The organism is Aeromonas sp. BIGb0445, assembly GCF_024809075.1.
Taxonomy (GTDB): domain Bacteria; phylum Pseudomonadota; class Gammaproteobacteria; order Enterobacterales; family Aeromonadaceae; genus Aeromonas; species Aeromonas rivuli.
Map to the genome: position 1 here is coordinate 12,424 of NZ_JANUES010000014.1, position 24,386 is coordinate 36,809.

The window sequence follows — 24,386 nt, forward strand, 5'->3', positions numbered from 1 at the left end:
TCAGCTGCCGGACAGGGTCAGAATGCGGGAAAAATCCGATACCAGCGTTTTCATCACCACATGAGGCACCTGACCCGGGGCCGAGTCGGGCCGGAAGATGGCCTGCAACTGCCCCTGCGGATTGACCAACACTATGGAGGCTGAGTGATCGATCAGGTAGTCCTTCTCGCCCTGATCGGCGATGGAGTAAATGAGGCCGAGGTTGCGCACGAAAGGGAACAGGTTCGCGTGGGGGGCAGTCGCCGCCTTGAATTCAGGCTGGAAGAAAGCGACATAGCTCTTCAGACGCTCTGCGGTATCCCGCTGGGGGTCCGCCGAGATAAATACCACTTGGCTACGGGCATCCAGCGCCTTCAAATCGGGATAGATGGACCTCAGATCAGCTAGCGTGGTAGGGCAGACATCGGGGCAGAAGGTATAGCCAACAAACAGGAAACTCCAATGCTCCTGCAGACTGGCGGGTGTGAAGGGTTGGCCATCAGCATCGGTCAGGGCGAAGGCGCCGAGATCGCGTCCGACCGGATAATAGGTCGCCTCCTCAGGCTCTTTGGGTTTATGGATAAACCAGGCGGTGGAAACACCCGCAACAAATACCAGCAACAACAGGGAAAAACGCCACTTAACCATAATCAATCCAGTGATCCGCCAACAAGACAATGAAGAGTACCATCAGGTGTGTGATGGAAAATTTGAAGCAGTGTATCGCAGTCTGTGCATCCGGCGAGAACTTGAGGCGCCAGGCCCACTGAATGAACCTCAGGTTGAGGCAGACACTTCCGAGCAGATAACCCCACCCAGCCATGCCAACCACCCAGGGCAACAGGCAGATCAGGGTCAGCAACAGGGTATAGAGCAACACACAGGTCTTGGTAAATTCGATGCCATGGGTCACCGGCAACATGGGGACATTCGCCCGCGCATATTCATCGCGCCTGTGAATGGCCAAGGCCCAGAAATGGGGGGGGGTCCAGGTAAAGATGATGGCCACCAGCAGCAGGGCGTGGGGATCCAGGGAGCCCGTTACCGCCGTCCAGCCAAGCAGAGGGGGCATGGCGCCCGCCAAGCCGCCGATCACTATGTTCTGCGGTGTCGCTCGCTTGAGCCAGACGGTGTAGACGACGGCATACCCGATCAAGGAGCAGGCCGTCAGCCAGGCGGTAAGCCCGTTAACCCCCAGCCAAAGCGTGCCTATACCGCCAACACACAACAAGAGAGCGAAGGCCATCGCCTGCTGCGTCTCTATCCGGCCCCGCGCAACCGGTCTGTGATGGGTACGCGCCATGCGCAAGTCTATGTGCCTGTCCAGCACATGATTGATGGCGGCCGCCCCTCCCGCCGCCAGGCCAATCCCGGTCAGCGTCAAAAACACCCGACCGAGACTAGGCACCTGACCGGTGAGGTACATACCCACCAGCGCGGTCAGTAACAGGAGAGCAACCACCTTGGGTTTGGTAAGCATCAGATAATCTTGCCAACGCGACCAGGCCGTGGCGTACAACCCATGGGTTCGAATCATGTCATATCTCCCTTATCCGGCCTGACTGGCGACCGAGCGCAAACCAGATGGTCACCATGGTGAGTAGCAGCAAGGCAGCAACCCCATGATGGGCCAGTGCCACCGGAAGCGGCAGCAACAAACCTATGTTGCTCACCCCCAAGACTATTTGCAGCAATACCAGGCTCGCCAGCACCAATCCCAAACCCAACCGGCCCTCTCGACCTAGTCGCCAAGCCAGCAGCAGCAGGGTAAGCCCGGTGACGACGGCCCAACTTCTATGGGTTAGCTGTATCGTCATGCGAGCACCATATGGCAATACGCCGAATTGATAACTATCGCTAGGCGGCGGTATGGGGTCGAAGGCCTGGATAAAATCGAGCCAGCGCCACCAGGGCCCATCACACCAGGGCAGTTGATGGCAGGTGAGCGCCGCATAGTTGGCCGAAGTCCAGCCGCCTAATGCGATCTGCAGCACCAAGACCCCTAAACCGATGCGGGTCAGCCAGAGAGTGCGGAGGGGATAGGGCGTCGAGGGCGTTGACTCGGTGCCCGCCGACCAATGCCTCAAGTTAGCCAGCCAGAGCAGCGCCAATATGGTCATCCCCCCCAATAAATGGCCCATCACCACCAAGGGGAAGAGATTCATGGTCACCGTCAGCATACCCAGTGAGGCCTGGCCCAGTACCAATCCAAACGTCAGGCAGGCGAGCAGTCGGCCCTGTCGCCGGAGGAGGGAAACCAGTGTCATGGCAAGGATGATGAGACCAAGCACCCCGGCACAATAGCGATGGAGCATCTCATTCCAGGCGAGGTGCGGCTGCAATGGGGTATCAGGGAAACGATGCTCGGCCAATGTCAGCTCATGGCTCTGACTGGGAACCATGTGAAAACCATAGCATCCTGGCCAGTCCGGACAGCCGAGGCCCGCCTCCGTCAGACGGGTATAGGCCCCAAGTACGACTACCACGGCCGTGAGCAACAAGGCACACAGACTGATCCAGCGCATATCACCCCCAAGGCCCATGAGGCCAGATGGTTTATTGTTTTTATCCGATTCTTGATAATTTCAATAACTTGCGAAGGTCTGCCAACAGAGCCTCCCCGGCCGACAGTTCATTTCCTGCGGTAAGGGCAATGGGATAACGCAAGACCAACTGTCCTCTGGGGTCGGCGATATAGATGTAACCCTCCGCCAGCCCGGTCTGATTCACCGCAGTCTTGATCAGTGGATCCAAACTCTCGCTGCCCAGGCGCATGGGAACCACCCGGTCCCGCTCCTGGCCCAGTGCTAACCAGCTCTGGTGCAACAGATAGACGCCCGCCGAGCAGCGGGCATCGCAAACGGTATCGGTTGGCAACAGCAGATGCCAGCGGCCCTGTTGGGGCACCTGGCCCTGCACCCATTCTCCCTGGGCGGTTGCCCCCCCCTGAAACCAATGCTGGCTAAGCACCAGCCAGGCAATAGCAGGAGACGCCAAAAACACCAGCACCAGGACCAATAGTGGTGTCGCCTTCATTTCGCCTCCTTATCTCTGTGCGCATGTTCAGCCTCAACCTCGTGGGCTGTCTTGCGCCACCACCAAACAGTCAGGCCAATCAGGGTCAACGTCATGACAAACCACTGCACGGCATAACCTATATGCCGGGATGGTGCCATCGGCATCTCAGGCTGGCGATGTACCAACTCAGGCCAGGCCCCTCCTTCCTCTAGCACCAGTACGAAGGGCAATACCGGCTGATGCCACTGCTTAGCCAGCCAGGGAACATCTATCGCCTGGAGCCGATGTGGCCACTCTTCCTCCGCGTCGCCGAGGTGCAGAGGGGGACGATAGGGGCGAGCCACCCGTCCTCGAACTCGGTACTCTCCTGCCGGTTGTGAAACAGCTGGTATAACCTGACGATCTTGTCCTTGGGGCAGCCAACCCAGATCGACCAGCAATAACCCCTGTGCCGTAACCATAGGGCGTAAAACCTGGTAACCCGGCCGCCCTTGATAAACCTGGTTATCGAGGAAGAGGGTGATCCCTGGGGCAAATCCCCCTTCCATTGAGAGTTGATAGCCATACCTGTCCTCCTTGACCAACAGGTCCTGCAGACTCAGTTCGACTTGGCCACGCTGATGCATCTGGTCAAGCAACTGGCGCTTTTGCGCTGCACGAGTCAGCTGCCAACTGCCTAGCCAGACCATGAGCAACGCCATGGCAAAGGCCAGCACTAGCAGACCAACTCTTCCTTTTGCCCCTGCAAAGCCACCTATAATCACGTCATCGCCCGGAGAGTAACGACCATGATCATCAAATTGCTCCTGTTATCACTGCTCGCCATGGTACTGATTTCCCTGTTCAGGGCCCTGTTCCAACTGGTCAAGGGCCAGACTCACCTGCCAGCAAGCCACTACCTGGGACGCAGAGTGCTCTTCTCCGTGCTACTCGTCGCCCTGTTACTGCTGGCCATGCTGAGCGGCATGTTGACCCTCAACCCTTCGCCTTTATGAGCGCTCTCTAAAGGATATAGACGAAAACAAACAGGCAGAGCCAGACCACATCAACAAAATGCCAGTACCAGGCGCTTGCCAGAAAGGCAAAGTGTTGATGAGCATTGAAATGTCCCTTCATCACCCTGAGCCACATGATGAAGAGCATGAGGGAGCCGAGGAATACGTGCATGCCGTGGAAGCCGGTCAGCATGAAGAAAGTATTGCCATAGATGCCGGATTTGAGGGTCAGCCCCATCTCTGTATAGGCGTGGTAGTACTCGAAAACCTGCAATGAAAGGAAAAGAAGACCGAGCAGGACAGTGCTGCCGAGCAATACCTTGACCCTATTCCTATGTCCCTGTTCCAGGGCCTGGTGGGCAAACTGCAAGGTCACCGAGGAGCTGAGCAGTAACAGCGTGTTGGCCAGTGGCAATCCCTGCCAGGGCATGGCTTCAGTACGGGTGCCGCCGGGAGTGGTCACCAATGGCCAGATGGCCTTGAAATCAGGCCAGAGCACTTCGTGAGTACTGAGGTGATGAAAATGTTCCCCACCCAGCCAGGGAACAGATAGCACCCTTGCATAGAACAGCGCACCGAAGAAAGCGCCGAAGAACATCACCTCGGAGAAGATGAACCAGCTCATTCCCTGACGAAAAGATCTGTCCATCTGCTCGCTGTAGAGCCCGCTCATGGACTCATTGATGACGTGACCAAACCAGCCAAACAGCATGACTATGATGGTCAAGATGCCCGCCAATAACAGCCATCCTCCCGGGCTGCCATGACTTATCAGGGTACCGGCTCCGGATGCCATCAGGAACAGACCCACAGCCCCCATGATGGGCCAGGGACTCTGCGCCGGGACATAGTAGCTATTCGCCATACTCGCCTCCGATACGGGGCTCGAGGCCTCGTCATGTGGGATCTCTTCAGCCATTCTGACCACCCTGCCCCATCGCCTTGGTCACGTCATACAGGGTGTAGGAGAGTGTCAGGGTATGCATCTCGGCTGGCAGGGCCTGATCGATATAGAAACGCAGCGGCAGCTCCGCTCTCTCCCCGATGGCCAAGTGCTGCTGCTGAAAACAGAAGCACTCTGTCTTGTGCAGATAACGGGCCCCCAGCCCGGGGGTCACTGAGGGTACGGCTTGCAAGACCCTGGCACTATCCGCCAGATTCTCGACCATGAAATGGGTGCTACTCAGCTCGCCAGGATGCACTTCTATCCGTTGTACGATCGGGGCAAATTTGCCCTCGAAGCCCGGGAAGGGATAGGCAACCAGTTCCAATGTCACTGTGCGGGATCGGTCAACCTCTCCGCTGGCGGCCGCAGCCGCCACCGGCTCAGTCTTGCCGTTTATCCCCGTGATCTGGCACAGAACGTCATACAAAGGCACAAGCGCATAACCAAACCCGAACATCAGTAGCGTGATCAGCACCAGTTTGAGGGTGAGCTTTGCATGCATGTCACTTCACCTCGGGAGGAGTTGTGAAGGTGTGGTATGGCGCTGGCGATGGCACTTCCCACTCCAGACCCTGGGCACCATCCCAGGGTTTGGCTGGTGCGGCGGCGCCACCTCGGATGCATTTGATCACCACGTAGAGAAAGATGAATTGGGACAGACCGAATGCGAATCCCCCCAGGCTGACGATGCTGTTCACATCGGCAAACTGGATTGAATAATCAGGGATCCGCCGTGGCATGCCTGCCAGACCGAGGAAATGCATCGGGAAGAACAAGACATTGACCGAGATGACGGAACACCAGAAATGCCACTGGCCGAGCCGCTCGTCATACATGTGCCCTGTCCATTTAGGGAGCCAGTAATACGCCGCAGCCATGATGGAGAAAATGGCCCCCGTCACCAGTACATAATGAAAATGTGCCACCACGAAGTAGGTATCGTGATACTGAAAGTCCGCCGGTGTGATGGCCAGCATCAGCCCGGAGAATCCCCCCATGGTAAACAGCACTATGAAGGCAATGGCGAACAGCATGGGCACCTCAAAGCTGAGCGACCCGCGCCACATGGTAGCCACCCAGTTGAATACCTTCACGCCAGTTGGCACCGAAATGAGCATGGTGCAATACATGACGAAGAGTTCGGCGAACACCGGCATGCCAGTGGTGAACATATGATGAGCCCACACCAGGAAGCTCAGCCCGGCAATCGAGGCGGTGGCATAGACCATGGAACTATAGCCAAACAGTGGCTTGCGAGAGAAGGTGGGGACTATGGCCGAGATGATGCCAAAACTCGGCAATATCATGATGTAGACCTCGGGGTGACCGAAGAACCAGAAGATATGCTGGAACATGACGGGATCCCCACCGCCGGCGGCATCAAAGAAGCTGGTACCGAAATATTTGTCGGTCAACACCATGGTCACCACGCCGGCCAGCACGGGCATGACGGCGATCAGTAAGAAGGCAGTCACTAGCCAGGTCCAGACGAACAGAGGCAGCTTCATCCAAGTCATGCCTGGCGCCCTCAGGTTACAGATGGTCACTATGACGTTAATGGCCCCCATGATGGAGCTGATCCCCATGATATGGATGGAAAAGACAAACAGTGCCGTGCTGTCAGGGGAGTAGTGGGTAGAGAGCGGCGCATAGAAGGTCCAACCGAAATTGGGGCCCCCACCCTCGGTGAACAGTGACCCCAGCAGGATCAGGAAAGCGAATGGCAGTATCCAGAAGCTCCAGTTGTTCATGCGCGGCAATGCCATGTCTGGTGCCCCAATCATCATGGGGATCATCCAGTTGGCCAATCCGGTGAACGCGGGCATGACGGCGCCAAATACCATCACCAGACCGTGAACCGTGGTCATCTGGTTGAAAAAGGCGGGCTCAACCAGTTGCAATCCCGGCTGGAACAGCTCGGCCCGGATCACCATGGCCATGGCTCCCCCGGTTAAAAACATGGCGAAACTAAACCAGAGATAGAGGGTTCCAATGTCCTTGTGGTTGGTGGTCAGCAACCAACGCAGCAAGCCTCTGGGCTTATGGCCATGTTCTGCCTGATGATCGACATCCGTGACGACACTCATCTTGCTCTCTCCTACCTGGTTTTTCCCTTGAGGAAGGCATCTACATCCTTGGCCTGCACTTCATCGCCCTTGTTATTACCCCAGGCATTGCGCTCATAGGTGATCACGGCTGACAGCTCCTGCAGACTTAGCTGATTGGCGAAGGCCTGCATGGCCGTCCCTGGTTTTCCGTGCAGTACCCGCTCCAGGTGATCCGCCTTGGGGCCCATCGCAATGGGGCTGCCTTTGAGAGCGGGGAAAGCACCAGGCACCCCTGCTCCATTCGCCATATGACAGGCGGCGCAGTGGCCCAGATAGATCTTCTCGCCAAGTTTCATCAATTCGTCCCGACTCATGGTCATGGCCAGCAGTTTCTGCTCCTGCTCCTTGGCCGCCAGCTGCTCGGTTCGGGTCTTGCTCAACCACTGATTAAACTCGTCCTCAGACTTGGCGATCACCACTATGGGCATGAAACCATGTCCCTTGCCGCACAACTCGGCACATTGGCCGCGATAGATACCGGGTTGATCGATACGGGTCCATGCCTCGTTGATGAAGCCTGGGTTGGCATCCTTCTTCACCGCGAAAGCGGGCACCCACCAGGAGTGGATCACATCTTGGGAGGTGATGAGAAAACGTACCTTCTTGCCAGTGGGCAGCACCAAGGGGCGATCCACCTCGAGCAGGTAGTTCTCTCCTTTGTTGCGCTTGTTATCGATCTGCGCCTGAGGCGTCGCCAGCAGGCTGTAGTATTCGACGCCATCATCGAAGTAGCGGTAATGCCACTTCCACTGCGACCCCGTTATCTGCACAGTCAGGTCGGCATCGGTTGTATCTTCCATGGCGATCAGGGTACGAGTGGCCGGAATGGCCATGCCAATGAGGATGAGGAAAGGGATCAGGGTCCAGAGGATCTCGACTCTGGTACTCTCGTGGAAATGGGCGGCTTTCGCTCCCTTATCCTGCCGATGGTGCCAGATGGCCCAGAACATGACCCCGAACACCACCAGACCTATCAAGGCGCAGATGATGAGAATGGTCATGTGCAAGTCATAAACGTTACGACTGACGGCGCTGACACCCTCCGTCATGTTGAAGCGCATACCATTGCCGAGCGCAACACCGCTCCAGGCACACAGGAATATTGAGAGAGTAATCAGGACTCTTTTCACTCTGCCCCCATTTTTAGCGCTGCCCTGTCGGGCATTTCTTCCCTGAGATTGGTCTTTGGTGCCAATCGACAGGTTAAGTAAAGCAGCAAATGAGAATGTGTGAAAAAAGTGTTAAAAAAGAATTTGAAAAAACAGGCGGGAATAACAAGGCCCCTCAACGGGGCCTGGGGTTACATCCAGTCAGCGTTGCGGATCACGCCAACCGCCAACCCCTCAATGGTGAGATGCTGACTCGCCAGATCGACGGCGATGGGTTGTAACTCTTCGTTTTCGGGTAGCAGCCACACTTGGCTACCTTTACGCTGGAAGCGTTTGACAGTCACATCCTCATCGAGGCGCGCCACCACGACTTGACCGTTGCGAACCTCTTGGGTCTTGTGTACCGCGAGCAGATCACCATCCATGATACCGATGTTCTTCATACTCATGCCCTGCACGCGCAGCAGGAAGTCGGCTCTCGGGTGAAACAGAGCGGGATCGACTTTATAGTGGCTCTCGATATGTTCCTGGGCCAGGATGGGCTCGCCGGCCGCGACCTTGCCGATGAGCGGTAAACCCTGATCTTCGTTCGCTGCCGCCTCGACATCGTCGAGCAAGAGACGAATGCCACGGGAAGTGCCTGGTAGTATCTCTATGGCCCCTTTCTTGGCCAGGGCTTTTAGATGTTCTTCAGCAGCATTGGCCGACTTGAAGCCGAGTTTCTGGGCGATCTCGGCACGCGTCGGCGGCATACCGGTCTCGCTCATGTTGGCCTTGATAAGATCCAGCACCTGAGCCTGGCGGGGAGTAAGGGGTTTCATAAGATTGGCACCTGTTTTTTTATACAGCACACTGGCAGTATATACAGTGTGTTGACCAAGGCAAGGTTCGACTGACAATTGTCGCGCTCTGAGCTCAAATAACCCGGATCCCGTCCCCTAACGCGGACTCATCGTACCTCTCGGCGACAAGCACGGCATGATTTGCTATGCTCACGCCGCCTTTTTTTGGAGAGCAGACGCATATGTCCCTTGGGCAGAGAATTTCCAGAGCCATACTGCAGTGGCCGGTCAGTGGCTTGGTCAATCACAAGAGCCTGCCGGAAAATCCCATCGCAGAGCTCGACCTGGACCCGGCCAGACCCATAGTCTATGCCCTGAAAACCAGTTCAATCACCGATCTGCTGACCCTTCAGCAGTGCTGTGAAGATCTCGACCTGCCGGGCCCTTTCACCCCCCTGACACTGGGAGGAGAAACCGTCCCTCGCTACGTCTGCCTCGACCGCCCCCCCCCCCTGTTTGGTGCTCGCAGCAAGCCACTCCCCTTCCTGCAAGAGTTTCAGCAGTTACTGGATCTGCATAAGCGTGATGCCGGGCTGGACGTACAGATAGTGCCCATCACTCTGTTCTGGGGCCGCGCCCCGGGCCGTGAAGGAGAAGAAGCCTCCGGCTGGAACATCATCAGTAGCCTGGCCCCCAACCGGCTCAAGAAAGCGCTGATCGTGATCCTCAAGGGCCGGGAAAACCTGGTGCGCTTCTCGCCGCCGCTCTCCCTGCGCCAGATGGCTGACAAACATGGCACAGATCAGGCCATCGCCCACAAGCTGGCGCGAGTCGCTCGCATCCACTTCAGTCGCCAGCAGCTGGCCGCGACCGGCCCCAAGCTGCCTAATCGCACCCTGTTATTCAGGCAGCTTCTGGACTCCGGGGTGATTCAGCAGGCCATAGAGGAAGAGGCTGAGCGCGATAATATCAGCCTCGACAAGGCCCAGAAGCGCGCCCATGACTACATGGATGAGATCGCGTCTGACTTCTCCTATCGGCTGATCCGGCTAGGGGAGAGCTTCCTCGGCTGGCTCTGGAACAAACTCTACCGCGGCCTCTCGGTCAATGGCGCCGAGAAGGTACGGCAACTGGCCCAGGAGGGCCACGAGATCGTCTATGTGCCCTGCCATCGCAGCCACATGGACTATCTGCTGCTCTCCTACGTCATCTACCACCAGGGCATGGTGCCGCCTCATATCGCCGCGGGCATCAACCTCAACTTCTGGCCGGCCGGTCCCCTGTTCCGCCGTGGCGGTGCTTTCTTCATTCGCCGCACCTTCAAGGGCAATCCCCTCTACAGCACTGTGTTCCGTGAATACCTCAACCTGCTGTTTGCCAAGGGTTATTCGGTGGAGTTCTTCACCGAGGGCGGACGTTCGCGCACCGGTCGCCTGCTCCCCCCCAAGACCGGCATGCTGGCCATGACGCTGCAGGCCATGATGCGTGGCCTGGACAGGCCGGTGACTCTGGTTCCCGTCTATCTGGGCTACGAACACGTGATGGAGGTCAACACCTACCATAACGAGCTCAAGGGCAGCCGCAAGGAGAAAGAGAGCTTCCTGCAGGTGCTGGGCATACTGCGCAAGCTGCGCAACTATGGCCGTGGCTTCGTCAACTTCGGTGAGCCACTGACCCTCAATGGTTATCTCAACGAGCATGTGCCCGAATGGAAGGCTGATATTGGTCGGGACGAACGCCCGGAGTGGATGGCGCCCACCGTCACCCGGCTGGCCGAGCTGCTGATGACCCGCATCAATGACGCCGCCGCCGTCAACGGCCTGACCCTGAGCGCCCTGGCACTGCTGGCCGCCGAGCGTCATGCCTTGACCCGCGACGAGTTGCAGGCCCAGCTCAATACCTATCTGGATTTGCTCAAACAGGTACCCTACAGCGAGCACAGCACCTTGCCGGAAGCGGATGCCAAGGATCTGCTGGATCAGGCCATGGAGCTCAACAAGTTTCAGGTCAGCGAAGACAAGCTGGGGCAGATCATCAGCCTGGACCGCTATCAGGCGATCCTGCTGACCTACTACCGCAACAATATCTTGCACCTGTTCGCCCTGCCCTCCCTGGTGGCGGCGTTGATCGAGCGTTGCGAGGGGATCTCTCGCAACGAGATTGTGGCTCGCTGCATCGACATCTATCCCCTGCTCAAGACGGAGCTGTTCCTGCGTTATGAAGAGGATGAGCTGCCCAGTCTGATCGATGCCCTGCTGGCCGAGCTGCAACGCCAGCAACTGATCGAGTCCCGAGATGGCGGTCACTGGGTCAACCTCGGTAACCAGATGCGCCTGCTGTTGCTGGCCGAGAGTATCCAGGAGACGCTGCAGCGCTATGCCATAGTGCTGACTCGCATGCTTGCCCAGCCTCGCATAGAAGCTGAACAGCTGGAGGCTGACGGCCTGATGATGGCGGAGCGACTCGGTACTCTGCATGGCATCAATGCCCCCGAGTTCTTCGACCAGAAGCTGTTTAGCACCCTGATCCATACCCTGCGCAGCGAAGGGTATCTGGACTCGGGCAGCAAGCCCGACCTCGGGCGCTTCCAGGCCCTGGCCGACAACATACTGCCCCTGCTCAGCAACAAGATCCGCCGCACCATACGGGCGGGCAACCAGTAAGCCAGACCCGCTGATTGAATGGGAGTGCAAAGCAAGAACCAAGGGGCCCCAGCACGGGGCCCCTTGTCTATGCCGCGCCCCCATGACGCGGCCCACACCAATGCAATGAAGGCCGCACGGGCGGCCTTCATTGCACTCAATCGTCCAGGGTTTACCAGTAGTGCAACACCAGACCTGCAAACACCAGGGCGCCGGCATAGTTGTTGTTCAAAAAAGCCTGAAAGCAGGCCGCGCGATCTCGCTCGCGAATGAGTCGCTGCTGGTAGACAAACAGGATGGCGGCACCGAGCAGGCACCAGTAATAGCTGGCGCCTAGCGCCATCATTTGGCCGATCCCCAGCAGGATCAGCAGGGTCGCCAGTTGCAGTACTCCGATGATCAACTTGTCGAAGCGACCAAACAGTATGGCGCTCGACTTGATGCCGAGTCGCAGGTCATCATCTCTGTCCACCATGGCGTACTGGGTGTCATAGGCGATGGTCCACAGCAAGTTGGCCAGGAAGATGAGCCAGGCTACCGGCGGCAGCGCATCGGCCGCCGCCGCATAGGCCATGGGAATGGACCAGGAGAAGGCCAGGCCGAGCACCAGCTGGGGAATGGAGATAAAACGCTTCATGAAGGGGTAGCAGACAGCCAGCAGCAGACCGGCAAACGACAAACCTATGGTAAGCGCATTCTGGGTCAGCACCAAGGCAAACGAGAGCAGAGCCAGCACAGCAAACAGCAACAGCGCCTCTCTCGGGCTCACCTTGCCCATGGGCAGAGGTCGCCCCGCGGTACGCTTCACATGGCCATCGAAATGGCGGTCCGCATAGTCGTTGATGACACAACCCGCCGAACGCATGGAGAAGACCCCGATCACGAACACCAGCAAGGTACCAAGATTGGGCAGGCCGTCGGCCGCCAGCCAGAGCGCCCACAGGGTCGGCCAGAGTAGCAACAGCGTGCCGATCGGCTTGTCGAGCCGGGCCAGCTGGGCATAGGCCAGGCCACGCTCCTTGGTCAATACAGTCACAGCAACTCCTTGTATAAATTCGGGAAAATCAAGGCTGACAGAGAAAGCAGCCTGAGGGCTGACGCCCCCGCCCTGGGGCAACCGGAGCCTCTCCATCACCCCAGTTGTCGAGGGGAGGATTGCATCGCGCATCCCAATCCGGGCAGCAATACCTCATGCACCAAGAGGGGCCAGCCGTTGAGATAGAGCCGTGAGCGTCGCCCCCAGACCACGCCAGCATCACCCGCCTCATCCATCAGCTCGAAACGGGCCAGCTGCAGGCAGTCACGCTGAGCGGGGGCCACCCCGAAAATGCGATCGCCCAAAGGCTGTTCGCCCAGCTGGTCGAGTGCGGCTCCGCTCAGGGCCGCATCGGCAAACAGAGTCCAACCTAGGACGGCAGGCCCGCCATCCCCATGCAGGATCACCTCCCGCCGCAGTCCGGTCACGACGCCGAGCAGATCCTGTTCATCCGGCGTCAGTGCCTGATGGTGGTGACCGAGCAGCTCCAGAGAGAAGTGAGCATTGTGGCGGCGCAGACGCGCCGTCATGGACCCGGTATCGAGTAGCCAGGGGGTCAGTTCGGCTGGCGGCATGGCACTGGCTGGCGCCAGCCAGTCGCTTATCCGCATGAGGGGAACAGTCAGCTCGGATTTCACCGCATCACCATCCAGAGAGTTCCGTTATCAGGTTAAAATCCGGTTTATTATCCGTAAATCGATCGAAAAATGTAAGGAAATCCGTGCTTGACGCCCCAGCAGGCAACATCAAAAATGGGACATCTCACCAGTCTGAGTCCCCTACCATGCCCTATGTACTGAAACACGCTCGCCAGCTCGTCATGTTGCTGCTTGTTCTGCTGGCCAACCCGGCTTGGGCAGAAGAGTCCACCACCGATGCCGCCGCCCAACAGGATGGGGTTGCCTACCATCCCCTGGAGCCGGATATCATCACCAACTACCTGAGCGAGGGCAAGACCCTGGGCTATGTGCGGGTCACCGTCGAGCTCATGGCCGAAAACCATGGGGATCTCAAGTTGCTGGAGACCCATGATCCCTTGATCCGTGACGCCATCATACGGCTGATGGGCAGCAAGACCGCCGAACAGATCAAGTCTCTCCCTAGCCGCGAAGAGCTGCGCAAGGAGTGCGAGGCCAGAGTCAATGAACTGCTGGTGCGTGAGACGGGCAAGAAAGCGGTCAAGGAGCTGATCTTCACCAAATTCCTCTACCAGTGAACCCGTTGCGGGCCCACTGTATTAGTAATGCAAATCGATTAGAATACGGCGATACATTAGCCAAGGTGGTCGGATCCTATGGGCAACAAGACCCTCTGTGAGTGGCGCCGCCACGAGATCCCCTTCGATCTCAAGGCCCTGCGCAAGATAGTGCGCAAACCCAAGTTCATCTGCGGAAAATGCGCCCGCAGCGCCAATGACAAGAGCTACCTCTGCCAGCCGCTGCGCCTCAAGGAGTAGTCACCCGGCCTCCTTCCTGTCACACGGATCGGCAGGAGGCGGTGGCTATCCTCGTCAGCACCATCATGGGCAGGGTGAACTCACCATGCCCCCTGAACCTCTACTGATCTGTCCAGCTCTGGCGCCCCTGAGCAAACAGCTTGCGCGCTTGCGCATCATTGGGGCAGACCCCGCGATACTCCTCGCCTGAGCGCCCCGCCAGATAGAGGTGCTCGGGGCGACAATACCAGGCCAATCCCCTCTTGCGGCCCTGTTCCCAGAGAGCTTCATCGACCTTGATACCGCACTGGGTCTGATGGAACTCGACCCTCTGTTCGGTAAACCCCAGCTTGCCATCGGCTTCGCCAACCTGATCCCACTGCTTTTCACAGGGGTCATCCGAGTTGGAAACACAGCCGCCAAGCAGGGCGGCGCAGAGTATGAGTAATGGGCGCATCTTCATCCTTGAGCGTCATTCGGGCTTTCATTCTAACGAGCCGATGCCCCACCACCAAGCCCGCTTTGCGGGTGCCAAACAAATCAGGCGGGCCCTTGGCCCGCCTGAACTTTTACTACCCGGTATCATTGGTCGTCTAGGTCGTCGTCAAACTGCCAACTGTCGTCGTCCAACTCCTCCAACTGCTCTTCCCAGGATTCCGGCTCCCAGTCATCGTCGAGCTCGTAATCCGGCTTGTGTCCACCCATGCTCATTCTCCTTGGATAGTGCACCCGCCCTCAAAGTCTATCCAGAAAAATGGAGGCTGCCAGTCAGGCAGGTTCTAGCCTTGCAGCTTAATCACCGTCCAGGCTGGCTAAACAGCGGGAGAGCGTGCGCGCCAGTGCCCCTTGATTGCGCAGCACCACGGCACGGGCCTGCTCACCCATGGTGCGGCGGGCGCCTCCATCGGCGAGCAGTGCGCTCACCCGGTTTCCCAGCTCGTGCTCATCGGCCACCACCAGGCCCCCGCCCTGAGCCACTAGCTGACGGGTGATATCACTGAAGTTGAAGTAAGCGGGTCCGGTCAGGCAGGGCTTGCCCAGGGCCGCCGGTTCCAGCAGGTTGTGACCGCCGACCTTCACCAGACTGCCGCCGACGAAGGTCAGATCGGCCGCCGCCAGCATCAGTGGCAACTCCCCCATGGTATCGCCGAGATAGACCTTGTCACCCTCTTCGACCCGTTCAGCCTGACGCTGATGCTGAGAGCGACGCACGCAGCCATAGGAGGCACACAGCGCCGCCACGCTGTCGAACCGCTCCGGATGGCGCGGCACCAGGATCAGCAGGGCAGACGGATGTGCCCTGAGCACCCGATCGAAGGCGGCCAGCACCTGCTCGTCTTCCCCCTGATGGGTGCTGGCGGCGATCCAGACCGGCCGTTCCTGTCCAAGCTGCTGGCGCAGGGCGTGGCCCTTGCTCTGCACCTCATCACCAAACTGGATATCGAACTTGATGGAGCCCGTCACCGCCAACCTCTCTTTGCCTATGCCGAGCCGATGAAAGCGGTCCGCATCATCCTGATGCTGACAGAGCAGCAGACTGAGCGGACGACTCAATGCATCAAAGGCCCCCTGAAAGCGGCCATAACGCTGGCAGGAGCGCTCGGAGAGACGCCCATTGATGATGGTCACAGGCAAGTGATGATGGGCGCAGGCGTGCAGCCAGTTCGGCCACAGCTCGGTCTCCATTATCCAGAGGGCACGAGGCTGGAAGCGCTTGAGGAAGGCGGCGATCGCCCAGGGATAATCGAGGGGCGCATAGCGGTGCACCACCAGATCCCCGAGCTTGGCCGCCTGTTCGGCGCCGGTACGGGTGGTGGTGGTGAGCAGAATGGGCAAATCCGGCCGCTCGGCCTTGAGGGCGCGAATGAAAGGGCTGATGGCCAGGGTCTCACCCACGCTGACCGCGTGGATCCAGAGTGGCGCCTCCTGGCCGGTCGGCGGTACGCGGCCCAGATGCTCGGCCCAGCGCGCACCAAACCCCGGCTTGCCTCGCTTCGGCTTGTAGAGCGCCAGCAGCGCCAACGGCAAGCCCAGATGGATCAGCAGGTTGTAGAGCAGCCGATAGAGCATGCTATTCCGGCTCCGACCGCTTGCCCGCATTGGCAACAAAATGCGGTGGGTCAACCAGCTGTAGCGCTATCGGCTGAGCCGCCGACTCGCCGCACTCCAACCGCTTGCCCGCCTCTATCACCTGTTCCGGCATCAGCTCGATCAGGCACTTGAGGTGACCAAACTTGCAGGTGCGCTTGAAGCAGGGACGGCATTCGATGTCGGTGTGCACTATCTCGACCCTGTCTGCCAGCGGTGGCGTATAGAGTGGCGAGGTGGAGCCATAGACCCCGATCAACGGCCGGTTGAGGGCGGCGGCGATGTGCATCAGGCCGGAGTCATTAGAGATGACCCGCCCGGCCAGCGCCATCAGATCGATCGCCTCATACAGGCTGGTCTTGCCCGCCAGTACATGGCAGTTGGGCCGTGACAGGGGATTGATCCGCTCGCGGATGGTATTGGCCACAGGCACATCCTTACCCGAGCCGAAGATCCATACCTGCCAACCTTCATCCAGATGCTTCTGCGCCACCACAGCATAGTGCCCTTCCGGCCAGCGCTTGGCCGGACCGAACTCGGCGCCTGGGCAGAGCACCAGTACGGGACGAGCACTGCTGAGCCCCAATCGCTCCAGCGCCTTGCCCTGATTGACCAGATCGACATTGAGCGACGGATGGGGAATGACGGGAATATCGGCCCGGCTCTTCATCTGCGTCTTGGGATAGGCCAGCGCCAGATAGGCCTCTACCATCAGCGGAAAGGCAGACTTGTTGCTGCGCATGTCGTTGAGCAGGCCGAAGCGGTGCTCCCCCTTCCAGCCGGTGCGCACCGGTATCCTGGCGAACCAGGGGATCAGTGCCGACTTCATGGAGTTGGGCTGGATGATGGCCTGATCGTACTTCTCGGCAGCCAGCAGCTTGCCGAGCCGACGCCGCTCCCCCAACTTGAAATCACCGTGACCAAGGGGCATGGCGACCGCCTTGTCCACCTCGGGCATGCGTTCGAGCAGAGCCCTGCACCAGGCCGGCGCCATCACATGCAGCTCACAGTCCGGGTGGTTGGCCTTGATCGCCTTGTAGAGGCTCTGGGACATCACCATGTCGCCGACCCAGGAGGGGCCGATCACCAATATCTTCATGCTTGTTCTGTTCCTGCGTCTTGCAACATGCCGCTCACGAAGTCGTCGCCAGATACCCAGCTGAACACCTCATGGGCCTTTATGTGAGTCTGAAAATAGCTGTGCAGACCATAGTGATGATAACCATCTCGTCTGACAGTACGGCCCCACCAGCGTTTGAACCGCTTCTCCAGCCGGTCCTTGGCATGCAGATCGTGCATCGTCTCCATGGCGACCACTTTCTCTTTTTGGCGCGCCAGCGTCAGGGGGTGGCTGTAACAGTGCCAAGGCCCCAGCCTGGAGTGTTCACTCTGCCAGGGGGGCAAGGTGGTGCCCGCATGCTCGGGGCCATAAGGGAAATCATGGACCTTGCGCAGGTGATTCGCATAGAGCAGCACCCGGGACGGGCAGTGCCCGCTCTGCTGGATAGCCAGCGCCAAGGCTTGGGCAGTGGCAACGTGGTCGCCATGGGGATCCACCTCGGGGTGGGTCACCAGGACGCTGCTCGGACGCACCCGCATCAGCAGCGCCGCGAGATCGGCCACCAGCAACCGTCCGCGGTTGGCAGCCTGCTCGTCACCCGGCAAGGGTTGGGGATTCCAGCGCCGAAACGGCGCCGGTGTCAGTTCGGGTAACTGAGCATGGGCGACCAGGCTGTCCGGGTCAGCTACCAGCTTTGCCAGGCTGTCATTGAAGTAACCCAGGCAAAACAGGCGAGCGGCGCTCACCCCAGTCAGCAGAGGCGTGGTCACACTGTTCCAGGCCCGGATCATCCCCTTGCGCGCCGAGGCGCTCGCCAAGTCGCCATCCAGGCCGGGGATATATTGGCGATCCAGCCGGCCAAGCTTCTCCCCCGCACTCAGGGTCACTATCCAGCTTCGTTCGGCATGGTCGCTGTAGAGGCCAAAGGCGGCCAGCTCGGCATCGTCCGGATGAGGGGAGAGAATAAGCACGGCCCCATCTTCCAGTGCCGGATTGGCAAAGGCCAACAGGCGGGCTTCTGCTTGCCAGCGACAATCCCGTCCCTGCAGCGCTATCTCGTCCAGCCGGGTCAAGCCGGTCAGATTGAGGAAACGCCGGCCACGCTGGTTCGCCTCGAAGAACTGCTGCTGGCCAGACGCTGCCCCGGCGATGCCGATGCGCCCCTGGCGCCGTTTGTGGGTCGCTTCATAACCAAACTCCAGCAACAGGGTGTGATTGACCAGCTCACCCACGGCGCTCGCATCCAGTTTGCCATCCGGCGACAGCGTGACGGGGGAAACCCAGCTTGGGGCCAGGGGGTAACTGTGATCCAGCATCGTCATGATTTAATCCTCAATGAGGGCGAGGAAACGGCGGGCAATCTCGCCATCGTCGAACCGGTCAACCCAGTGGGGCTGGATCTGGACAGGGTCAGCCAGGGCTTCACGCATCTTGGCGGCCAGGGCGGCCTCATCATGGGCGGCCAACAAGCGGGTCTGTTCTTCGATCAGCACCTCGCGAATGCCACCCGGTACATCGGTGGCAACGGCCTGGGTGCCGCAGGCCAGGGCTTCAATAAGCACCAGCCCAAGTCCCTCGGTCCTGGAGCTGAGTATGAAGGCCTCGGCCCCTGCAACCCAGGGATAGGGATTGGCTTGATGGCCGAGCAGTATCACTCGCCCATCCAGCGCCAGAGTCTGTATCAGCCGCTCCAGCGAGGCTCGCTCGCTACCCTCTCCGATAATCACCAGCTTGCAATCGAGTTCGGCCCGCTTGAAGGCCCGCAGCAGCAGGGCCTGATCCTTCACAGGTACCAGGCGTGCCACGTGCACCAGGAAAGGTCCCGTAATGGGGGGATCTTGAGCGAGCTGCGCCAGCCGACGCACCCGCGCCAGCGGGACACCATTGTGGATCACCGCCTGTCGTGCCGGCCGGACCGAGAAGTGTGACAGCATCTGTTGCAGCACCTCGGCGATACCCTGGGAAACGCAGATCACCTGCTTGTCCTGGAACAGCTTGGCGGCGAGCCAGCCGCCGAATCGATAGTGGCGCAGCTTGGAAGAAGGTCCCTCCACCAGTTGCCAGCAGCGTGGGTCATGCAAGTCCCACAACAATTCGAATGCCCCCTGGCCCCGGATCAGGATCTGATCGAAGGCACCATATTGCGCCTCCCACTCGGCGATCCTGCGTCTGGCCAGCGCGCTGGTGCGCCAGCCCGTCCAGACGAAGCCCGAGCCAGGCAGCAGATGCTTGAGCAGACCCCGCCCGAGCAGATCGCAACTCAGCCCCAACAAGCCGCGCCGGGCTTCCCGCTCGATATCACCGCCCGCATGGAGATGCACCGCGGGATCCGGCATCAGTCTGGCCTCGCCACGCAGCACCCAGACATGCACCTCATGACCCTGGGCTACCATGGCGTTGGCCAGCGTGATAGTGGCCTGCTCTATGCCTCCTGCCTGCAAGCGACGCAATATGATCAGAATGCGCTTCATCTGACTTGATCCGTACAACCCTGCGGATAGCGGCGGCGCCAGCAGAGAGTGATCAGACCCCCGAGGATGATGTTGAACACGAAGGTACCGGTACCAAACGACATATAGGACTCAAAGTTGTTCACAATGACCCAGAAGACGAAGAAGCAGAAACCGAACACCAGTACATCGGTCGGCATCAGCCGTGCTCGCCAGGTAAGCCAGCAGTCACGGCCGATGACAATGGCCAGGGCGAGCAACATGAGCGAACCAGCCAAGCCATAGCTGAGCTGAACTTCGAGGAAGTAGTTGTGCAGATGACCAAACTGCTGTTTGACCCAGTCGGGCAACACATCGGAATGACTGATGACCCGACTGCGGGCCTGGGAGCCCCACCCAAACCAGGGACGCTCAGCTATCTTGTCGGCAGCCACTTTCCAGGTGTTGGCCCGTATTCCAACGCTGGTATAGGGGATATCGTCCCAGTCACCATGCAATAGCTGCTGAATGACAGGGGCCTCCTGCTCATACCGCTTCTCGACATGGGAGAGACCCCGTTGTCCCAAGCTGACAAATAACAGGGCTGTGCCCATCAGCAGCAACGCCAGCACCCAGCAGCGCGGTCGCTTGAGCCAGATCCAGAACACCAGAGCCAGCAGCAGAGCCGCGAAAATCGCGATGAAAATGGCCCGGGTCTGGGTCACGATGATCCCCAGTACCGCCACCCCCAGCACCCCAGCCCAGAGCGGCAGCCGCCACCAGCGCTGTGCGCCGACCGATAACCAACGCTGGCTAAAACAGAGGCAACCCAGCATCAGGGTACCGAAATACATGGCGATATGCTGGGCGTTGCGGATGCCAAAATCGACTCTCTGCCCTGACAAGCCTTGCTGCCAGGTGCTCCAGTCGGCTGGCGAACCCAGCACACTAAACAGCAATCCCAAGGCGGCGATGCCCCACAGCCAGAAGACATTGCGCAGCCTGCCCGCCAGCAACACGGCGGTGGCAAAGAAGAAGAAGATCTTGGTCAGCCGATCGAGATGGGGGTTTGAGCTGGTAATGACGGTCGGTTCCAGCAGGCCCAGTAGCCAGGGGATGAGCTGGACCAGCAACGCCAGCCACACAAACTTGAAGTAGACGTCCAGACCCATGCGCCTGTGGGAGCTCAGCATCAGCAGCAGCGTCATGGCAAGGAACCCGACTTCCATCGCCTTGCCTATGCCACCGAACCAGATACGACAGAGCGCATAGATAAGCAGGCAGGCCACCCCCAGCATTCTCAAATAGGGGGTCATCCCTTCCCCAGGGACGCTGCTCCATTGCCCATCCAGACTTTTTATTATGTTTTTATCCAATTTATGGTGCTCGGTCAGGCAGGGACAGGGCCTCAAACTGAGGCAATACGCTCTCGGCGAGGAAAGCCTGGTAATAGTCGGCAGTGATAGTCACAGGAGAGGCATCCATCCGGCCGATGGCATCGGCCAGCGCCACCTCATCTTGCAATGGCACCAGGAAGGCGGCCAACTCGCCGGTCAGTATCTCTTTCGGGCCAGAGGGGCAATCGACACTGACGATAGGAGTACCCAGAAACAGCGACTCGATCAATACCCTGGGTAACCCCTCCCCATCCGAGGTGAGGATCAGCGCCTTGGCATGCTTGATATAAGGATAGGGATTGGTCTGATAGCCGGGCAGGATCACCTGCGCCTCCAGATCCAGCTCACGAATGAGCGCTCGCAATCGCGCCTCCTCTTCCGGCTTGCCCTTGCCAAGCAGCAGTAGGGGAGTGCTCACCCCGCTGGCTTTATAGGCTCGCAACAGCCGATCATGACGCTTGCGATGCTCAAAGGTGCCCACGTTGATCAGATAGTCCCCGGTCGGCACAGCGGCAGGTTCGGCAGCCATGCGCACGAAGCCATCTCGCTCATAGGGGTTATAGATGGCCAGGATCCGCTCAGGTTTGAGCTCGGCATCCTGCAGCAAACCGTCGACCACCCCCTGAGAGCAGCCGATCACCTTGCGGCCATTGTAGAAGCGCTGCAGCTTGGCCTTGGCTTTCGCCTTGCTCTTGGCGGTATAGCGGGAGGCGAGCATGTTGCTCTTCACCCAGAACCAGAGGTTGGGGTGTTTGATATGGCGAGTGATCTTGTCACAGGAGCAGGAGAGCACCACATGGGGATCGAGACGGCGAATGGCCCGGGCGATGAACCAGGCTTGCCACTTTTCAACCAGCACATTGGAGATGGCCTTGGTGATGCCATTGACCAGCGCCAGGTTGATCACCTCGAGGCCGGGGGGAAGACGATGCTCGATCAGGTCACGCAGTATGAAGACAGTCACCTGATGACCGCGTTGACGCAGCCCTTCCGCCGTGTTGATGAGAGACTTCTGCGCGCCGCCACCATACAAATCTTCAATCACGAATACGAAACGCTTGGAGTTCATGCATCATCTCATCAAGGAATAACATCGATAACCGAGTCGGCTGCTGGCCGACCCGTCAGCCGTGCTCCTATAGCCAGTCACACCCGCGGATGGGCTGCTTGCGACAGGGGTGAATAACACCCTGGTCCGGGTGAATATTCATCCTGGCTGCCAAAAAATTAATTGCCACAGCCATAAATCTGCGCAACTCATGCTTGGCGAGCAAATCATATCCGGCGATTTTCCGTGACCCCCTGCGGCAAGTCAAACTTTGCCCACCAAACTTGAATCAGGATAGAATGGGGCTCACCTCCCTTTGCCGGTTATTTCCATGGAACAACAAGAAGCTGTCACCCTGGCGGTGGCCCTGACCACCTTTAACAGCATGCGCTGCCTGCCAATGGTACTGGACAGTGTGCAAGGGCTGGCGCAGCGTATCGTGGTCGTCGATTCAGGCTCCACCGATGGCACCCGCGAGTATGCAACCGAGCGCGGCTGCATCGTCATCGAACGTCCCTGGCCCGGCCCGCTCAAGCAGAAAGTCTTCGCCATGGAACAGTGTGCTCCGGCCAAGTGGATCCTGCTGCTCGATTCCGACGAATCCCTCGAGCCCGAGCTCAGAAGCGACATGGAACGGGTACTGCAAGAAGACGATCTGACCATCAGTGCCTGGGAATTCCAGCGCAAGATCTGGTTCCTCGGCGGCTGGCTGCATCACATGTATCAGCCGGAATGGCGTCTGCGCCTGGTGCGCAGCGATCAGTGGCGCATGGAGGGCAAGATGGACCTCTATCACGACAAGCTGGTCACGGACGGCAAGGTCGGCAAACTCAAAGGCATCTGCCGCCATGACTCCTATGCCGACATCAAAGATGCGGTGATGCGGGCCCAACGCTACGCCGAACGCGCCGTTGGCCGGGAAATGAAAGGGGGCCGCTGGTATGACTTCGCCTGGTGCATCGTCGATGTGCTATGGCGTCACGGTATTCGTCAGCGCGCCTTCCTCGATGGCAAACGCGGCCTCATCATGCTCGGCATTACCATGGCCTCCAAGCTGATCCGTCAGGCCTACTTCTGCCAGCAGCGTCTGCAACCGCCCAAGAAAGATTGGGAAAACCCGGTCGTCTAACCGACCCACTTGACCAACAGGTTATCATCAGGGCCCATAATGGGCCCTGAATCATTTCTGTCACCGGTCAGCTCGCCTGCCAGAGCGGCTTGCCCCATTGGGCGATGGCACTGGCCATGGTCTTGGGATCGAGCTGACTCATGTCCTCCGGATGATCGCTGTCCTCCGGCGGGCTGAAGGCCAGGTGGCGTCCCTCTTGATTGAGGGGGCGCCAGCGCAGCGGCGTGGCAGAGCGATGGGCCGGGAAGAAGCCCACCGTCGGCACATCCAGGGCGGCGGCAATGTGCAGAGGGCCTGTGCTACCGGCCATAAACAGAGCGGCATTGGCCAGCACCTGGCAAAACTTGGGCAAGCCTTCATCCGAGCGATAGATCCAGCCATTGCCGCCATGGGCCAGCAATTCGGCCGCCAACTGCTCCGCCTTGCTCTCTTCCCCCGGACCTGCCGTCAGCACACACTGCAACTCGGGACAAGCCTGGTTGAGTTTGATAATGAGCCGGGCGTACTGCTCGATGGAGAGGTTATTGGCCGAGCCGCCACTGCCGGCATGGACCATCAACCAGGGACGCGTCACATCGAGGCCCAGCTTTTGCGCCGTCTGACTGCGTACCTCCACAAGGGACTGGCCATCGAAGCGCAAGTAGGGCGCTTGTGGCTCAATCACCTTCGCCTGTTGATCGGTCAGGAAGTGACGGATCAAGTCGAGATTGTATTCATACTCCGGCTTCTGGGAGCGAGAGCGGCGCTGCACCAGCCGCTGATTGTAGAGCACTTGCGCCAGCTTGGTCGCCGGCGCCAGCCGGTAAGGGATATGGGCTTTCCACACCAATTTTGCATTGCGGGTATTGGAGAAGAGGCAGATAGAGGCATCGAAGGCGGCGGCCTTGATGCGTGCCAGCAGAGCACGCTGCTGCTCCTTGTCGGCCTGGGCGCCCGGATCCAGGATCACCTCGTCAATCCAGGGACAGAGCCGGGCCAGCGGTGCCGTGTAGCCGGGAACCAGGGCCGTCACATGGCAGTTCATGGAGTGCTTGAGCATGGCAAAACTTGGCCAGGCCAGCATAAAGTCACCAATCTTGTCATTGCGAACGACCAGAATGCGTTTCATAAGAGATCCCTTTGCTCCCCACACCCAAAGCGGGGAGGCTGAATGCGCGATGGGGGTATTCTTGCCTGATGCACTGC

The 24,386-nt window shown here is 59.1% G+C and carries 26 protein-coding genes; 5 read left to right on the forward strand and 21 right to left on the reverse strand.

Annotated elements, in window-relative coordinates; translation table 11 throughout:
• Genes M2367_RS18220 through M2367_RS18240 form a run of 5 tightly spaced genes read right to left on the reverse strand, consistent with a single transcriptional unit; the run spans position 1 to position 3,698 of the window.
• Positions 1–627, reverse strand: coding sequence for an SCO family protein (locus M2367_RS18220; protein WP_259237652.1), 627 nt, complete (start codon positions 625–627; stop codon positions 1–3).
• A complete protein-coding gene (cyoE, locus tag M2367_RS18225) occupies positions 620–1,516 on the reverse strand; it encodes a heme o synthase (RefSeq protein WP_259237653.1) in 897 nt (298 codons plus the stop codon). Before cyoE ends, M2367_RS18220 begins: the two co-directional genes overlap by 8 nt.
• A 1-nt stretch (position 1,517) precedes the next feature.
• Entirely contained in the window at positions 1,518–2,504 is a 987-nt protein-coding gene (locus M2367_RS18230) for a heme A synthase (protein WP_259237655.1), read from the reverse strand.
• A 40-nt stretch (positions 2,505–2,544) separates the two neighbouring features.
• Positions 2,545–3,015 (reverse strand): hypothetical protein, encoded by a 471-nt coding sequence (locus tag M2367_RS18235; RefSeq protein ID WP_042042740.1) that lies wholly within the window; start codon positions 3,013–3,015, stop codon positions 2,545–2,547.
• The gene (locus tag M2367_RS18240; protein ID WP_259237658.1) at positions 3,012–3,698 is read right to left on the reverse strand and encodes an SURF1 family protein; all 687 of its coding nucleotides are present in this window, start codon (positions 3,696–3,698) and stop codon (positions 3,012–3,014) included. The genes M2367_RS18235 and M2367_RS18240 overlap by 4 nt, the downstream gene beginning before the upstream one ends.
• A gap of 87 nt (positions 3,699–3,785) precedes the next feature.
• On the opposite strand from M2367_RS18240, the gene M2367_RS18245 reads away from it, so the two are divergent.
• Entirely contained in the window at positions 3,786–3,992 is a 207-nt protein-coding gene (locus M2367_RS18245) for a DUF2909 family protein (RefSeq protein ID WP_224431548.1), read from the forward strand.
• Positions 3,993–3,999: 7 nt separating this feature from the next.
• On the opposite strand, the gene M2367_RS18250 is transcribed toward M2367_RS18245, so the two are convergent.
• The 5 genes from M2367_RS18250 to lexA form a co-directional block, all read right to left on the reverse strand.
• Positions 4,000–4,857 carry a cytochrome c oxidase subunit 3 gene (locus M2367_RS18250; RefSeq protein WP_224431549.1) on the reverse strand — a complete coding sequence of 286 codons (858 nt, stop codon included), beginning with the start codon at positions 4,855–4,857 and terminating at the stop codon, positions 4,000–4,002.
• A 46-nt stretch (positions 4,858–4,903) separates the two neighbouring features.
• Positions 4,904–5,440, reverse strand: a complete 537-nt coding sequence (locus tag M2367_RS18255; RefSeq protein ID WP_259237661.1) for a cytochrome c oxidase assembly protein — start codon at positions 5,438–5,440, stop codon at positions 4,904–4,906.
• 1 nt (position 5,441) lies between these two features.
• Positions 5,442–7,025 (reverse strand): cytochrome c oxidase subunit I, encoded by a 1,584-nt coding sequence (ctaD, locus tag M2367_RS18260; RefSeq protein WP_224431551.1) that lies wholly within the window; start codon positions 7,023–7,025, stop codon positions 5,442–5,444.
• 11 nt (positions 7,026–7,036) lie between these two features.
• Entirely contained in the window at positions 7,037–8,176 is a 1,140-nt protein-coding gene (gene coxB / locus M2367_RS18265; RefSeq protein WP_259237664.1) for a cytochrome c oxidase subunit II, read from the reverse strand.
• A 170-nt stretch (positions 8,177–8,346) separates the two neighbouring features.
• A complete protein-coding gene (lexA, locus tag M2367_RS18270; RefSeq protein WP_042042748.1) occupies positions 8,347–8,976 on the reverse strand; it encodes a transcriptional repressor LexA in 630 nt (209 codons plus the stop codon).
• Between the two features lie 203 nt (positions 8,977–9,179).
• Here lexA and plsB point away from each other — a divergent pair, with 203 nt between their 5' ends.
• Positions 9,180–11,600, forward strand: a complete 2,421-nt coding sequence (plsB, locus tag M2367_RS18275; protein ID WP_259237669.1) for a glycerol-3-phosphate 1-O-acyltransferase PlsB — start codon at positions 9,180–9,182, stop codon at positions 11,598–11,600.
• Positions 11,601–11,751: 151 nt separating this feature from the next.
• On the opposite strand, the gene ubiA is transcribed toward plsB, so the two are convergent.
• Complete coding sequence (ubiA, locus tag M2367_RS18280; protein ID WP_042042751.1) at positions 11,752–12,615, reverse strand: 4-hydroxybenzoate octaprenyltransferase; 864 nt, start codon at positions 12,613–12,615, stop codon at positions 11,752–11,754.
• A gap of 95 nt (positions 12,616–12,710) precedes the next feature.
• Entirely contained in the window at positions 12,711–13,253 is a 543-nt protein-coding gene (locus tag M2367_RS18285) for a chorismate lyase (RefSeq protein ID WP_259237671.1), read from the reverse strand.
• A gap of 158 nt (positions 13,254–13,411) precedes the next feature.
• Here M2367_RS18285 and M2367_RS18290 point away from each other — a divergent pair, with 158 nt between their 5' ends.
• Together M2367_RS18290 and M2367_RS18295 are read left to right on the forward strand one after the other, a co-directional pair.
• Positions 13,412–13,831: a flagellar basal body-associated FliL family protein gene (locus M2367_RS18290; protein ID WP_042042789.1), complete on the forward strand. Its 420-nt coding sequence runs from the start codon at positions 13,412–13,414 to the stop codon at positions 13,829–13,831.
• Between the two features lie 78 nt (positions 13,832–13,909).
• Positions 13,910–14,071 carry a hypothetical protein gene (locus tag M2367_RS18295; RefSeq protein ID WP_157014033.1) on the forward strand — a complete coding sequence of 54 codons (162 nt, stop codon included), beginning with the start codon at positions 13,910–13,912 and terminating at the stop codon, positions 14,069–14,071.
• Between the two features lie 100 nt (positions 14,072–14,171).
• On the opposite strand, the gene M2367_RS18300 is transcribed toward M2367_RS18295, so the two are convergent.
• The 8 genes from M2367_RS18300 to M2367_RS18335 form a co-directional block, all read right to left on the reverse strand.
• Positions 14,172–14,507 carry a DUF2799 domain-containing protein gene (locus M2367_RS18300; protein ID WP_042042753.1) on the reverse strand — a complete coding sequence of 112 codons (336 nt, stop codon included), beginning with the start codon at positions 14,505–14,507 and terminating at the stop codon, positions 14,172–14,174.
• A gap of 125 nt (positions 14,508–14,632) precedes the next feature.
• Positions 14,633–14,755 carry a hypothetical protein gene (locus M2367_RS18305; protein ID WP_152435948.1) on the reverse strand — a complete coding sequence of 41 codons (123 nt, stop codon included), beginning with the start codon at positions 14,753–14,755 and terminating at the stop codon, positions 14,633–14,635.
• A gap of 87 nt (positions 14,756–14,842) precedes the next feature.
• Positions 14,843–16,120 carry a lipid IV(A) 3-deoxy-D-manno-octulosonic acid transferase gene (gene waaA, locus M2367_RS18310; RefSeq protein WP_259237675.1) on the reverse strand — a complete coding sequence of 426 codons (1,278 nt, stop codon included), beginning with the start codon at positions 16,118–16,120 and terminating at the stop codon, positions 14,843–14,845.
• Position 16,121: 1 nt separating this feature from the next.
• Complete coding sequence (gene waaF / locus M2367_RS18315; protein WP_259237678.1) at positions 16,122–17,237, reverse strand: lipopolysaccharide heptosyltransferase II; 1,116 nt, start codon at positions 17,235–17,237, stop codon at positions 16,122–16,124.
• Positions 17,234–18,520, reverse strand: a complete 1,287-nt coding sequence (locus tag M2367_RS18320) for a PIG-L deacetylase family protein (RefSeq protein WP_259237680.1) — start codon at positions 18,518–18,520, stop codon at positions 17,234–17,236. Before M2367_RS18320 ends, waaF begins: the two co-directional genes overlap by 4 nt.
• A gap of 3 nt (positions 18,521–18,523) precedes the next feature.
• Positions 18,524–19,669 carry a glycosyltransferase gene (locus M2367_RS18325; protein ID WP_259237681.1) on the reverse strand — a complete coding sequence of 382 codons (1,146 nt, stop codon included), beginning with the start codon at positions 19,667–19,669 and terminating at the stop codon, positions 18,524–18,526.
• Positions 19,666–20,943: an O-antigen ligase gene (locus M2367_RS18330; RefSeq protein ID WP_259237682.1), complete on the reverse strand. Its 1,278-nt coding sequence runs from the start codon at positions 20,941–20,943 to the stop codon at positions 19,666–19,668. The genes M2367_RS18325 and M2367_RS18330 overlap by 4 nt, the downstream gene beginning before the upstream one ends.
• Before the next feature lie 61 nt (positions 20,944–21,004).
• Positions 21,005–22,093: a glycosyltransferase gene (locus M2367_RS18335; RefSeq protein ID WP_259237684.1), complete on the reverse strand. Its 1,089-nt coding sequence runs from the start codon at positions 22,091–22,093 to the stop codon at positions 21,005–21,007.
• Between the two features lie 310 nt (positions 22,094–22,403).
• On the opposite strand from M2367_RS18335, the gene M2367_RS18340 reads away from it, so the two are divergent.
• Entirely contained in the window at positions 22,404–23,201 is a 798-nt protein-coding gene (locus tag M2367_RS18340; RefSeq protein ID WP_259237686.1) for a glycosyltransferase family 2 protein, read from the forward strand.
• A gap of 67 nt (positions 23,202–23,268) precedes the next feature.
• Here M2367_RS18340 and M2367_RS18345 read toward each other — a convergent pair whose 3' ends face one another.
• Positions 23,269–24,309 (reverse strand): glycosyltransferase family 9 protein, encoded by a 1,041-nt coding sequence (locus M2367_RS18345; protein WP_042042762.1) that lies wholly within the window; start codon positions 24,307–24,309, stop codon positions 23,269–23,271.
• Positions 24,310–24,386 lie beyond the last annotated feature (77 nt).

Excerpts from the sequence above, each read along its gene's own strand:
- M2367_RS18220 (WP_259237652.1), bottom strand. The coding sequence starts at position 627 with ATGGTTAAGTGGCGTTTTTCCCTGTTGTTGCTGGTATTTGTTGCGGGT.
- cyoE (WP_259237653.1), bottom strand. The coding sequence starts at position 1,516 with ATGATTCGAACCCATGGGTTGTACGCCACGGCCTGGTCGCGTTGGCAA.
- M2367_RS18230 (WP_259237655.1), bottom strand. The coding sequence starts at position 2,504 with ATGCGCTGGATCAGTCTGTGTGCCTTGTTGCTCACGGCCGTGGTAGTC.
- M2367_RS18235 (WP_042042740.1), bottom strand. The coding sequence starts at position 3,015 with ATGAAGGCGACACCACTATTGGTCCTGGTGCTGGTGTTTTTGGCGTCT.
- M2367_RS18240 (WP_259237658.1), bottom strand. The coding sequence starts at position 3,698 with ATGGCGTTGCTCATGGTCTGGCTAGGCAGTTGGCAGCTGACTCGTGCA.
- M2367_RS18245 (WP_224431548.1), top strand. The coding sequence starts at position 3,786 with ATGATCATCAAATTGCTCCTGTTATCACTGCTCGCCATGGTACTGATT.
- M2367_RS18250 (WP_224431549.1), bottom strand. The coding sequence starts at position 4,857 with ATGGCGAATAGCTACTATGTCCCGGCGCAGAGTCCCTGGCCCATCATG.
- M2367_RS18255 (WP_259237661.1), bottom strand. The coding sequence starts at position 5,440 with ATGCATGCAAAGCTCACCCTCAAACTGGTGCTGATCACGCTACTGATG.
- ctaD (WP_224431551.1), bottom strand. The coding sequence starts at position 7,025 with ATGAGTGTCGTCACGGATGTCGATCATCAGGCAGAACATGGCCATAAG.
- lexA (WP_042042748.1), bottom strand. The coding sequence starts at position 8,976 with ATGAAACCCCTTACTCCCCGCCAGGCTCAGGTGCTGGATCTTATCAAG.
- plsB (WP_259237669.1), top strand. The coding sequence starts at position 9,180 with ATGTCCCTTGGGCAGAGAATTTCCAGAGCCATACTGCAGTGGCCGGTC.
- M2367_RS18295 (WP_157014033.1), top strand. The coding sequence starts at position 13,910 with ATGGGCAACAAGACCCTCTGTGAGTGGCGCCGCCACGAGATCCCCTTC.
- M2367_RS18300 (WP_042042753.1), bottom strand. The coding sequence starts at position 14,507 with ATGCGCCCATTACTCATACTCTGCGCCGCCCTGCTTGGCGGCTGTGTT.
- M2367_RS18305 (WP_152435948.1), bottom strand. The coding sequence starts at position 14,755 with ATGGGTGGACACAAGCCGGATTACGAGCTCGACGATGACTGGGAGCCG.
- waaA (WP_259237675.1), bottom strand. The coding sequence starts at position 16,120 with ATGCTCTATCGGCTGCTCTACAACCTGCTGATCCATCTGGGCTTGCCG.
- waaF (WP_259237678.1), bottom strand. The coding sequence starts at position 17,237 with ATGAAGATATTGGTGATCGGCCCCTCCTGGGTCGGCGACATGGTGATG.
- M2367_RS18320 (WP_259237680.1), bottom strand. The coding sequence starts at position 18,520 with ATGACGATGCTGGATCACAGTTACCCCCTGGCCCCAAGCTGGGTTTCC.
- M2367_RS18325 (WP_259237681.1), bottom strand. The coding sequence starts at position 19,669 with ATGAAGCGCATTCTGATCATATTGCGTCGCTTGCAGGCAGGAGGCATA.
- M2367_RS18330 (WP_259237682.1), bottom strand. The coding sequence starts at position 20,943 with ATGACCCCCTATTTGAGAATGCTGGGGGTGGCCTGCCTGCTTATCTAT.
- M2367_RS18335 (WP_259237684.1), bottom strand. The coding sequence starts at position 22,093 with ATGAACTCCAAGCGTTTCGTATTCGTGATTGAAGATTTGTATGGTGGC.
- M2367_RS18340 (WP_259237686.1), top strand. The coding sequence starts at position 22,404 with ATGGAACAACAAGAAGCTGTCACCCTGGCGGTGGCCCTGACCACCTTT.
- M2367_RS18345 (WP_042042762.1), bottom strand. The coding sequence starts at position 24,309 with ATGAAACGCATTCTGGTCGTTCGCAATGACAAGATTGGTGACTTTATG.